Below are 10,691 nucleotides of genomic sequence, written 5' to 3' on the forward strand. Positions count from 1 at the left end.
ATTAAACACCTTCATTATATTCATATAGTCCATAAGTTCTCGCAGCATCCATCATAGCTTGTATATGTTCAAAAGGAACTTTATTGGAAGTTTCACATCCAGTAGCTAAAACAAAGCCAGGAGTATATCCTTTCATTGTTTCAATAGACTCTCTGCAAACTTCATGAATTCTTTCTGCTGGTCCAAACAATAATTCATCTGCAGGATTAACATTTCCAAGAATTACAGCTCTACCAGCTACTTTTTCTCTTGCAATATTTAAATCACATCTATCAACACTTATGATATCTGCACCAGTGTCTGTCATTAAATCTACTATTTTATTACTTTTACCACAAATATGAAGTGGTATTGCACTGCCTAGTTCATGTGCAAGGTCTACTAATTCTTTTATATAAGGAAAGCAAAATTGCTTAAACATCTTTGGGCTAAAAAGACTTCCTGATGCAATTGGTTCAAGAATAATAGGAATTGCTCCCTTTGCTACAACTTCTCTAATAAAGTTTTTGCAGCTATCTGTAGACAATCTTAAAAGCTTATGACAAAGCTCTGGATTTGCATAAGTTTCTCTTGCAAAATCTTCTGTGCCTCTTAAGGTAGCAGCTGTGGATACGGGTCCTGAGAAACATACCGATAAAAATACTTCATCTCCTATTTTTTCCTTTAGTATATCTAAAGCTTCATAGTATACAGGATACTTTCCATCATTTTTTTCTGATACATGAATTTTACTTAAATCTTCTTCACATTTTATTATGTGCTCAGCGCAGTTTGCTGGTTCATCTTCTGAATATTCAAGAGGTGCACCCATAGCTTCTGCTATATATGAGCAGTTTGTAAATAAGTATACTAAGTCATATTTATATTTTTTAAAAGCTGCAATATGAGAGTCCGCCATTACTTGAGCATTATCTTGAAACTCTTTTACAGTTTTTCCAATTAAATGAGCTGTATTTGTGGTTACTATAGGCATACATAAAATTCTATCCAGTGGTTTGCCAGTTAAAAAATTTCCAAGCCTTTGTTTTGGCGTTAATATATCTTCTCTTATATTCATAATTAAATATCTCCCTACTTTAAATTAATTAACTCCCATTATTTGTTTTGCTTTTCTAACAGCTTCATTGGCATCTTTTGCATATACATCCGCACCAATAATATCAGCAAACCTTTGAGATATAGGACCTCCGCCTATTAGTACTTTATACTTATCTCTTATATTTCTTTCTTTTAATCTATCAATTACTGTTTTCATTCCATCCATTGTTGTTGTCATTAATGTTGACATACATATAATATCACTATTAACTTCTTCTGCCTTTTCAATAAACCTCTCTAATTTTACATCTCTTCCAAGATCATAAACTTCAAAACCAGAAGCTTCAGTCATTATTCTTACAAGATTTTTACCTATGTCATGTGTATCTCCTTCAATAACGCCAATAACAACTTTTATTGGTGTTTCTATGGAGCTTTTATCTACGTGAGGTTTTACAATATCAAGGCCAGAATTAAATGCATCTGAGCACATTAATACTTCTGGGAGAAAATATTCTTCCTCTTCATATAACTTACCAACCTTATCCATTCCAGGTATAAGCGCCTCTGTAATAGTCTCTATGGCTGGTATATTAAGTTCTAAAGATTTTTTGCTAAGTTCAGTTACATTGTCCTCTTCCATTTCAATAACAGCATTTGTGATTTCTTTAAATAATTGTGTTTTTTCCACGAGAATTCCCCCATCTATATATTTATTCATTCTAATTATATTTGGTATAAAACTTTAAACAATAACTATAGGAAATTAATATAATGGACTTCTCAGCTATTGGTTATAGGAATAGTTGATATCTTAGAATTCTTTTAATATATATATAGGTAATTGAGAATCAAAGAATGAACTAATATTACGTGAAATTTATGGAGGTGAAATTATATGGCTTATTCCGATAGGAAATTATTAGCAAGAATTCTTAAATGTAAAGGTGGTGGTGAAGGTGATAATGGCATGAAAGCTGTTGATACTAATCTCGGTATCATACCTATACCCTCTATATCTGTATGGATTCTTAACTCCTACAGTGTCTTTAAGAGTACCATCTATAGAAATTAGTTTTCCCCATGAGTCATAGTTATAGGATGCAACTTGAGTTCCTTTTTTTATTTATTAATCTTACTATATAATCTTTAATATTTCTTATATATAAATATTCCGTGAGGTTTCACAAAAATATTGCCACTATAACAATTAATAGTGGCAATAACATTTTCCTTACATATGTTTTACTATATCATACACTTTAGTATCTATTCGTATAAATGGATTGTCTTTGCATCTATTAATGGCATAGTTGATAATCATCTTATAATCTTCAAAGACTGAAGATATTGTAATTGTTTTTCCATAGACAACCCCCTCATCAGCTTTAAGTAAGTACACTCCCACATTTTTTCCTTGACTCTGAATATTGTATTGTATATGTCGAATATCTTTCCAAAATAAAATTCTACTTTTAAACATATATCTATATATCAATTTATCATCATCAATTATTATAACTGTAGTTAATGCATCGGCAATCCCTATTGCGCCCATTAAAGTAAATAATATACTAATGAATCTCAGTATAGAATTATTGTAATAGATTATTCCAATTATGGGCATTAGACAACCAATTGAGCCTAATAACCTTATTTTCCAATGTAATTTAAAGCTATATTTTTCTATTATAATCACTCCCACCCATTTTTAAAATAGTTATTGCCGTAGTTTTCAGCAGCACTAATAACTACGGAAGACATTATAACTGCCCCAGATGCTGCTCCAAGTAATAATAATCCTGCTGGACCAGATGAAGCTGCTGCAAGTGCAAAAAGTTTAGAGATACCTATACCAGCAAAATAACCTGCGATAGTAGCTCCTGCCTTAAGCACTGTTCTACCTGCTCTCTGCCCATTCGAAAGGCCATTATTAGCAGTCCAAATATTCCCCATATCCCATGAAAGAAAAGCATAAAAAGCAACATTACTAACTATATTACTTGCACTTTCTAAAGGTCGGACAGTTTCTGTATAAGAACTAGGGTGTAATTTAATCTCGGTTGTACCTCCTATATATGTCCCTGATTTTTCAAAATACACATTAGATTTGTAATTATAATGTGATGTGTATCCAGTAATTATATCTACAACTTCAGATACATAAGGAGGTGGGCTCGAAATTTCAAAGCCATCACCATATGTACCTTCTCCAATATCATAAGATACATGTGATGAAACAAACCCACTATCATCCTTAAAGTTTACAGGATTGTTCTTGGTATAAGCAAACATATTATGACCAAGTAACTCCCCAGTTTGTCCAATTAGTGCATCCGCATTAATAAATCTTCCCCAAGTAGGATTATAATACCTTGACTGTAAATAATACAATCCAGTCTCGGTATCATACCTATACCTTAACTTTACAGTTTTAATTGTAAAAAATCCACCTCAAAACATTTGTTGTAAATATGCTTAAATTAGCTTTTTCTATTCACTAATTACTATTGTATTTTTTTATACTTAACTCTCTCTATAAAACTCTATGCCTAATATGTGTCATTTACTAACCCTTACATATCTTATATACATGCACTAAACTTATTACAGGTTTTATTTTACTTCACTAAAAAGAAGACCAACAACACTGTTACTTCTTGGTCTTCAAGGCATTAAAATATTTAATTACGTATTATATAACATACATTAAATAATATTTTCTCTTCATCTAATAGCTTTATATATTCGGCAAAAGAAATTGTTCCACAAATTATTTCTTTATCATTGCTTTGATAGCTTGCCAATATCATTATAGTTTTTAGTGATGAGGTTTCGATTAAATTTTGAACTATTTTCTCAAAATCACTTCGAAACTCTTTTCTTATTATTAGCGGTGTTAAATCATATTTTACATCCTCATCATCTATCCAATAGGGCATCTCAATGTCACTTTCATCTTTCTCAAAATCAGAATCGCAAATGGGATAAGCATTAAATAAACCACCATTCTCTTTTACCATCGAATACCACATACCATCAGTACCCGTCATAAAAGGCCAAACCTCTCTATATCTACAAAAATCATCTTCGATTTCATTCTTAACTTCTATTGAAGATTGAAAATCTGTATGATATAACTTCTTTTGTTTGACAACTAATACTTTTAAATCGTATGGCATATTATCCCCTCCTACTTTGGTATAGATGATTGAATATACATAATTTCTTTTAATACTTTTAAACACAAGTGACTAACCTTACTTTAATATTCTATAGTATATACCATAATAAATTATACAATTTTCCATTACCTGATTTTATTGCATATACAAATAGCAAAATAAATAAAGTAATACTAAAAAGGCTAAAAACTATACTTCTAATAATAAATATATTAAAATTATCTTTATATTTCTGTTTAATTAAAATAATGATTACACAGAAAAGTAATAAAAATAATATTATGGAGACAGGTATAGTTCTCTTAATAAGTAGTAAAGCCAATGACACAACCAAAGCCAATCCAATTAATACATTTTGATTAATGTTCAAGTTTTTCATAATACCTCCAAAACAAATGACTTTTAAAACCTTATTCTATATGCTCATTTTTAAAATATCTATAAAACTGTGAAAATATGAGGGTCACAATGAAATAACTTCCATAAATAATACCTAAAAGCTTAATTGGTATTTCTATGATAAATAAAATTAAAAATACTAAACTAGATATAATAATGTTCCCTACTTGTAAAATTATAGCTTCCATCTCAAAAACATCTTGCTTAAATGCTTTAAATCCTAGAATTTTTTTTGTTTCTGATTAAGTCTAATATTTTTTGTTAATTTATTATTCTTACTTTCCTTTAAAAACTCTTTACTTATTGAATACATAAAAATATAAAGCATTGTTACCACAAATAAATTTATAGCAAAATCACCTAGTATTTTTATCATAACTTACCCCCTACTAGTTTATTTGGATATATCTGGATCAAATATCGGTATTATTTTCTGATGAGAATTATTGTTAATCAATCCTGCATCTTTTAAGCTATCCACCAAGTTTCTTCCAGAATTATATTTCTCTAACCCATTTAATATGTTCACTGGCTTAATAATATTTTCAGGCTTAATCTCTTTGCTTAAAGCTCTATTAACGGCACTAATAGCATTTTTTGAACTTTTATATGTTCTGGCTATACCCTTAACTGGTCCATAAGCTGTGGCTGTTAAATCAACAATACCATATGCTCTAGTCCCGTACTTTTCTCCAGCTAATGTAGTAAATGCACTTTTAACTGGATTTAAGTCAGAAACCTTTTTATCTGCAACACCACTTAGGCCTGCAACTGTTTGAACTATTCCAGTACCTGCATTCATTACACCATAAGCAAACATTCCAATTGCTAACACAGCACCAATTGGAGTTGTGGCCGCTGCCATAGCTCCCACTGCGGAAACAACTGAAATAACTCCACTTACTATATTTCCTATACCTTTTATCCAGCTTGGTAAATAGCCACTTTGATCCTCCATATTAACAGGGTTATAAAGTGCATAGGCAAACATGTTATGTGATAATAATTCTCCAGTTTTTCCTCCTAAAGAATCAGCATTTATAAACCTTCCCCACTCTTGGTTATAGTATCTTGAATTTAAGTAGTAAAGTCCAATCTCGGTATCATACCTATACCTCAACTTTACAGTTTTAATTGTAAAAAATCCACCACAAAGAATGTGGCGGAAATATTTAATGATTTAAAAAATATAATTAAAGAACGGTAAAAATTGTTCTGCAATCATTTTCTTTGGTTATATATTCAACTTCTCGAAAACCATTTTTAATGCAATTGGTTTTAATCACTTCGATTATATTTTCACTTTTTGAATATACTTCGTAATAAAAAACATCATAACATAAAATAATTAATTCACACCTACTATTTAAATAATCCTCATAATTATTTATTTCACTTGAAATATTTTTCTCAGGGTAAGCTTTAATATTTGCAAAGATTATAGAATAATCAATTTGAGTGATCTTATTTAGAAAATCTTTTCCAGTAACTTGTTTTTCTTCAAATAACTCTTTCCCATCCTTAAGATATATTTCATCTTCTTCAATACTCCAAAAAAAATTATTGATATTAATTCCATCAAGTACTGCTGCTAATATGGATATTTCATCTGAATGAACTTCAAAACTTATACCTCTCATAGTTAACCTCCAAAAATCATTATTAACCCTTTTTCAAAAGCACCACCTAATGGCGCAATTGACCAATCATCAGCAACTCCAACACCTGTAACATCATTTCCAACTACCCAAATTATTGCCGCACCACTTGCAAAAACAATAGTCACTCCTATAGCTGGTCTTAGTGCATCAGCATACCAACCTCCTGGTTCCCACTTGCCACCTACTACCCCATCTTTCCAACCCCAGTCATGATCATGTGGAACTTTAGGATGTTTTTTTGCATTTCCATGATTTGTATGATGTCTATCTTTTACAGGCTTTCCATCAGGACCATACCATCTTTCTTTGACAAGTTTTCCATCCTTATCATACTCCTCCCCACGTGAATTTGGATCACCAGTAGGTCCAAGTTTTTTATTGTTAGCTGCCTTAGATACTGCTTGTAAAGAAGCATCTCTCATTGCATCTGTTTCTTCACCCATAGTATATACAGATCTAAAACCAGATGGATCTTTCCCCATAATTGGATTATTTTTTGTATAAGCAAAGATATTGTGACCTAGAAGCTCTCCTATACTACCCACAATTGCATCAGCATTAATAAATCTGCCCCACTCAGGATTATAATACCTGCTCTGCAAGTAATATAGCCCAGTCTCGGTATCATACCTATACCCTTGATTTTACAGTCATAATCATAAAAAATCCACACCAAAAATGTGCGCCCACCGTTAAAAGGATAGTTCAATAAGTAGGTCAGTATAGGTATATATTAATAGCAAAAGAAAAGAGCTAACGCTTTAACACGTTAGCCCCAAATGTTCCTACGTTTATAATATATTATTGATTCGACTGAAAATGCGCTCCCCTCACGTCAGAATTTAGATTATGCAGCTTAGTTTTTTCATGGAATTGTTATCACTTATTGCTTGTGTATTATGAAATTATTTTTGTAGTTAGTTTTCAAACTTTTGTAGTCAAAATATTATTCTATTACAACATTAGAAATCTTCGAAAGAAGTCCACAGAACATCTTGCTCATTCAATTCTCTTTTATATAATTGCTCGTAGTCGTTTATTAATTCCATGAAATATTTTAATGTATCTTCTAATGCTTCATCTGGTGAGCTTCCTAACCCAGTAGTTCCATCTATTGAACCATCCTTATGGTTTTTAATTCGGATATTAGGCACTCCAATATAATCACCTTTCGAATTCTCTCAAATTCTCACTTTGAATTTTTCATATGGTACTTTATCTATTGCCCAAATTTGAAATTCATCAACTAGCCTATTTATTTCTGTAATACCTTGTACTTTAATCTCTTTCCAGCTATTCAAAATAGATTACTCCTTATTGCTTACTCTTATACACCAATTATTCCCCAAGTTTATCCAAGTGTTTTGAGTTTCATCTTCGAATAATGGTATCCATTCTAAAAACCTATTTGAATCATCAAGATAAACTACTAATTTACCATGCATAAATTCAATTAACTTCAAGTAGTTTAGGTCCAATCCCTTCCAATCTTCTTTGAGTAAATAGTGGAATTTTTCATCTAAATTACCTGAAGATTCGTTTGTGAATGAAGTAATATTCTCTGTTACTAATTGTGCAATATCACCATATAAATCAAATTGAAATCTTAATCCACTATTTATAACCCACAACAACTTCAAGTCCATTCTACTTATGGAAGATATTAGATGTATATCCTCAGTTAAATCATAGCCTAACTTATCCCATAAACTTCTCATATCACTTACTGAAATTATAATATTATTATATTTTTCATTCACGCTTCTATCATTTATCGGAATCCAAAATATAATATCTCCTAATTTCTTAACAATTACCGATGATATCCTCGACGTACCGTAATTTAACTTTAACTCCAGATATCCATTTATAGATGTTACTAAGTTATCTACATAACCTTTATATATAAGCTGGTCTCCATAGAATAAATTACATCTTTGTTCATATAATTCACCATTAAACTCTATTCTTATTTCCATGCTTCACCTACCACTTTACTTTATCCAAAGATGGTAATCCCCATCTTTTCGAATATCTACTCCAATCACTTTTAGGAATAAATGCTCTGTGTCTCATAACTTTACCCCCATTATCTAAAGTGATATGATATACGCCTTCTTTTCCATTAACATAACCTCTCTGTAAATATTCCTTACGTCCATTTGGTCTTACTACAGGTTTTTTAGGCAAGATAGAATTCTCAAAAGATGCAGGAAATCTATGAAACTTATCATCAGCCATTCTCTTTAGCACGTAATTACTATATATAGGTTTTGATTTTCTAGCAGAAACTAAAGCTCTTGCACCTTTTGCAACAAACTTTCCTGCACCAGCAAAGGCTACACCTGTAAGTGCGCCTGTTGCGGCTGCTTTTCCTAATCCACTCCAACTAAACCCTTCATTTCTGTGCTGGAATAGATAAACAGCAGTATCAAATAATGCTCCCCCTACAGCTGCACCAACCCACCATGCTATATCTCCATCTGGGTCTTCCATGTTCACTGGATCATTATTACAGTATGCAAACATATTATGAGATATCGGCTCTCCAACTTCTCCCACTATTGTATCTGCATTAATAAACCTTCCCCACTCTGGGTTATAATATCTACTTTGTAAGTAGTACAATCCATTCTCGGTATCATACCTATACTGATTATACAATATATAGATAAAATATTAGCATGTAGTTTTGTTACTGCTTGCTTTAATTATATTAAAGTCACTTAGAACAACTAACTATCAGGTATTTTTTCTTTTACACCTTGATTGCAATTGTATAAAAAAGTACCTAGTCATAATAAAATTATGCTAGGTATTTTCTAAATCAATTTATATTTAATCCTTTAAAATCATTATTGGGTCTGGAAGTTTTTAGTGGCTATTTCTCGTTGCTTTTACATAACTTTCTACACCATGCAACGCTGCATTACTATTACTTTTCATTGAACTTTGCTATTCAGCATTGAAATTTCACACTGCTTCATATATATTATCAAACTCTTATATTAATATACCTAATTGCTTTAGTACTATCAATATTACAACAAATACAATTGATAATAATATCATTATTAGTAAGACTTTTGTAAATATGGCCTCCTTTTTGTTCGCTATCTTTATATAATTTAGGGCACTTATTGTAAGAATAACTATAAAAATAATGCTTCCTATCAACATTATATATCCCCGATAACCTAAAAACTCATGGTACTTATCTATAAAAATCTCATCCAAGATAAGTACAAAAAGAAGGATTAAACTTAAAATTGAAACTACAATTGAAACTTTACTATTTTTATTTTCTATGCCCTTTTTTACATATAAGATTGTTGCTAAAAAGGCCATACCAATGAATAATAACCTAAATCCTATGGAAAACTTATCTATAAAAAGATACCCAAATAGACCAGCCCCAATAGATAACCTTGTCATTAACTTTCTATTATATTTCATCCTTATACTCCTTCGAGGTTATATTATGACACTTAAATATATTTATGAATTTAAAAACCTTAATACTGTAAATTTACTTTTATAATAATTTTTATTTGATCTTAGAATTTATCTTTTTTAATCATACCTACTATTACTTATTTGTTCCTTATAGCTTATATCATTTAATTGTACTTTTGTCCTTCAAAAAAAGTATCTTTTACCCAACCGCTAACTTTGTTCACAAAAATACCTGCACCTAGAGATATCGATGTTCCTACGGTAAACCCCGCCAAGGTTGGAGCCCAAAAAGGTGCTGTCCATGCTCCAAAAGCTATTGTTGCAACAAAACCCACTCCATCTACTACTGTTCTTCCTGCAGCATCCCATGTATTATAATGTAAAACATTATCTCGTACATTGCTTCCAAAAGAAATTGCATTAAGAATGCCTATTTTCCCAGTAATATTACTAAAGGTTGCTATTTTAGGTGTTGAAAATAAGTAATCAATAGGCTTTGTTATTTTAGAAACAATTTTGTCAAGTGTTTGAGCAATACCTGAATCTGCTATTCCTGAAAGCACATTGCCTTTATCGGTTCCTAGTAACTTTGTAATCTTATCTATCAAATTATGTGAATTCGATTTAGATTCGTATGTGCCTTCACCAATATCATAAGATACATGTGATGAAACAAACCCACTATCATCCTTAAAGTTTACAGGATTGTTCTTGGTATAAGCAAACATATTATGTCCAAGAAGTTCGCCTGTCTGCCCAATCAAAGCATCGGCATTAATAAACCTTCCCCACTCTGGGTTATAATATCTACTTTGTAAGTAGTACAATCCAGTCTCGGTATCATACCTATACCCTCTATATCTATAAGGATTTTTAACTCCAACTGAATCTTTAAGTGTACCTTCTATAGAAATTTATTTTTGCATTGAAATTATGTATAGAATATAATTTG

Annotated in this window: 13 protein-coding genes and 3 pseudogenes; 1 reads left to right on the forward strand and 15 read right to left on the reverse strand. The window is 31.0% G+C overall.

The genetic code is table 11. The annotated features are described in order from the left end of the window. Position 1: 1 nt before the first annotated feature. Both RR409_RS05130 and RR409_RS05135 read right to left on the reverse strand, forming a co-directional pair. Positions 2–1,057 (reverse strand): uroporphyrinogen decarboxylase family protein, encoded by a 1,056-nt coding sequence (locus RR409_RS05130; protein WP_332556654.1) that lies wholly within the window; start codon positions 1,055–1,057, stop codon positions 2–4. Between the two features lie 24 nt (positions 1,058–1,081). Continuing rightward, on the reverse strand, positions 1,082–1,759 hold the full coding sequence (locus tag RR409_RS05135) for a corrinoid protein (RefSeq protein ID WP_332556655.1): 678 nt from the start codon (positions 1,757–1,759) through the stop codon (positions 1,082–1,084). Between the two features lie 177 nt (positions 1,760–1,936). Between RR409_RS05135 and RR409_RS05140 the strand changes: the two are divergent. After that, positions 1,937–2,026 (forward strand): annotated as a pseudogene (locus tag RR409_RS05140) (cell wall hydrolase); the annotation flags it as partial. Positions 2,027–2,029: 3 nt separating this feature from the next. On the opposite strand, the pseudogene RR409_RS05145 reads toward RR409_RS05140, so the two are convergent. The 13 genes and pseudogenes from RR409_RS05145 to RR409_RS05205 all read right to left on the reverse strand — a co-directional run. Further along, positions 2,030–2,201 (reverse strand): annotated as a pseudogene (locus tag RR409_RS05145) (RHS repeat-associated core domain-containing protein); the annotation flags it as partial. Positions 2,202–2,272: 71 nt separating this feature from the next. Then, positions 2,273–2,665 carry a hypothetical protein gene (locus tag RR409_RS05150; RefSeq protein ID WP_332556656.1) on the reverse strand — a complete coding sequence of 131 codons (393 nt, stop codon included), beginning with the start codon at positions 2,663–2,665 and terminating at the stop codon, positions 2,273–2,275. Between the two features lie 68 nt (positions 2,666–2,733). Beyond that, on the reverse strand, positions 2,734–3,477 hold the full coding sequence (locus RR409_RS05155) for an RHS repeat-associated core domain-containing protein (protein ID WP_332556667.1): 744 nt from the start codon (positions 3,475–3,477) through the stop codon (positions 2,734–2,736). A gap of 245 nt (positions 3,478–3,722) precedes the next feature. After that, a complete protein-coding gene (locus RR409_RS05160) occupies positions 3,723–4,220 on the reverse strand; it encodes a hypothetical protein (RefSeq protein WP_332556657.1) in 498 nt (165 codons plus the stop codon). A 622-nt stretch (positions 4,221–4,842) separates the two neighbouring features. Further along, entirely contained in the window at positions 4,843–4,998 is a 156-nt protein-coding gene (locus RR409_RS05165) for a hypothetical protein (protein WP_332556658.1), read from the reverse strand. Positions 4,999–5,016: 18 nt separating this feature from the next. After that, entirely contained in the window at positions 5,017–5,742 is a 726-nt protein-coding gene (locus RR409_RS05170) for an RHS repeat-associated core domain-containing protein (RefSeq protein ID WP_332556659.1), read from the reverse strand. Positions 5,743–5,815: 73 nt separating this feature from the next. Beyond that, positions 5,816–6,262 (reverse strand): DUF2691 family protein, encoded by a 447-nt coding sequence (locus RR409_RS05175; protein WP_332556660.1) that lies wholly within the window; start codon positions 6,260–6,262, stop codon positions 5,816–5,818. 2 nt (positions 6,263–6,264) lie between these two features. Further along, positions 6,265–6,912, reverse strand: a pseudogene (locus RR409_RS05180) (RHS repeat-associated core domain-containing protein); the annotation flags it as partial. A 333-nt stretch (positions 6,913–7,245) separates the two neighbouring features. Further along, the gene (locus RR409_RS05185) at positions 7,246–7,437 is read right to left on the reverse strand and encodes a hypothetical protein (protein WP_332556661.1); all 192 of its coding nucleotides are present in this window, start codon (positions 7,435–7,437) and stop codon (positions 7,246–7,248) included. A 153-nt stretch (positions 7,438–7,590) separates the two neighbouring features. Then, on the reverse strand, positions 7,591–8,262 hold the full coding sequence (locus RR409_RS05190; RefSeq protein WP_332556662.1) for a hypothetical protein: 672 nt from the start codon (positions 8,260–8,262) through the stop codon (positions 7,591–7,593). A gap of 7 nt (positions 8,263–8,269) precedes the next feature. Then, complete coding sequence (locus tag RR409_RS05195; protein WP_332556663.1) at positions 8,270–8,947, reverse strand: RHS repeat-associated core domain-containing protein; 678 nt, start codon at positions 8,945–8,947, stop codon at positions 8,270–8,272. 339 nt (positions 8,948–9,286) lie between these two features. After that, positions 9,287–9,739 (reverse strand): hypothetical protein, encoded by a 453-nt coding sequence (locus tag RR409_RS05200; RefSeq protein WP_332556664.1) that lies wholly within the window; start codon positions 9,737–9,739, stop codon positions 9,287–9,289. A gap of 164 nt (positions 9,740–9,903) precedes the next feature. Next, positions 9,904–10,653: an RHS repeat-associated core domain-containing protein gene (locus RR409_RS05205; protein WP_332556668.1), complete on the reverse strand. Its 750-nt coding sequence runs from the start codon at positions 10,651–10,653 to the stop codon at positions 9,904–9,906. Between the last annotated feature and the right edge of the window lie 38 nt (positions 10,654–10,691).

Origin of the sequence: Clostridium sp. (assembly GCF_036642255.1) — a bacterium.
Taxonomy (GTDB): Bacteria; Bacillota; Clostridia; order Clostridiales; family Clostridiaceae; genus Clostridium_J.

Excerpts from the sequence above, each read along its gene's own strand:
- RR409_RS05150 (WP_332556656.1), bottom strand. The coding sequence starts at position 2,665 with ATGCCCATAATTGGAATAATCTATTACAATAATTCTATACTGAGATTC.
- RR409_RS05175 (WP_332556660.1), bottom strand. The coding sequence starts at position 6,262 with ATGAGAGGTATAAGTTTTGAAGTTCATTCAGATGAAATATCCATATTA.
- RR409_RS05200 (WP_332556664.1), bottom strand. The coding sequence starts at position 9,739 with ATGAAATATAATAGAAAGTTAATGACAAGGTTATCTATTGGGGCTGGT.
- RR409_RS05135 (WP_332556655.1), bottom strand. The coding sequence starts at position 1,759 with ATGAATAAATATATAGATGGGGGAATTCTCGTGGAAAAAACACAATTA.
- RR409_RS05190 (WP_332556662.1), bottom strand. The coding sequence starts at position 8,262 with ATGGAAATAAGAATAGAGTTTAATGGTGAATTATATGAACAAAGATGT.
- RR409_RS05160 (WP_332556657.1), bottom strand. The coding sequence starts at position 4,220 with ATGCCATACGATTTAAAAGTATTAGTTGTCAAACAAAAGAAGTTATAT.
- RR409_RS05165 (WP_332556658.1), bottom strand. The coding sequence starts at position 4,998 with ATGATAAAAATACTAGGTGATTTTGCTATAAATTTATTTGTGGTAACA.
- RR409_RS05130 (WP_332556654.1), bottom strand. The coding sequence starts at position 1,057 with ATGAATATAAGAGAAGATATATTAACGCCAAAACAAAGGCTTGGAAAT.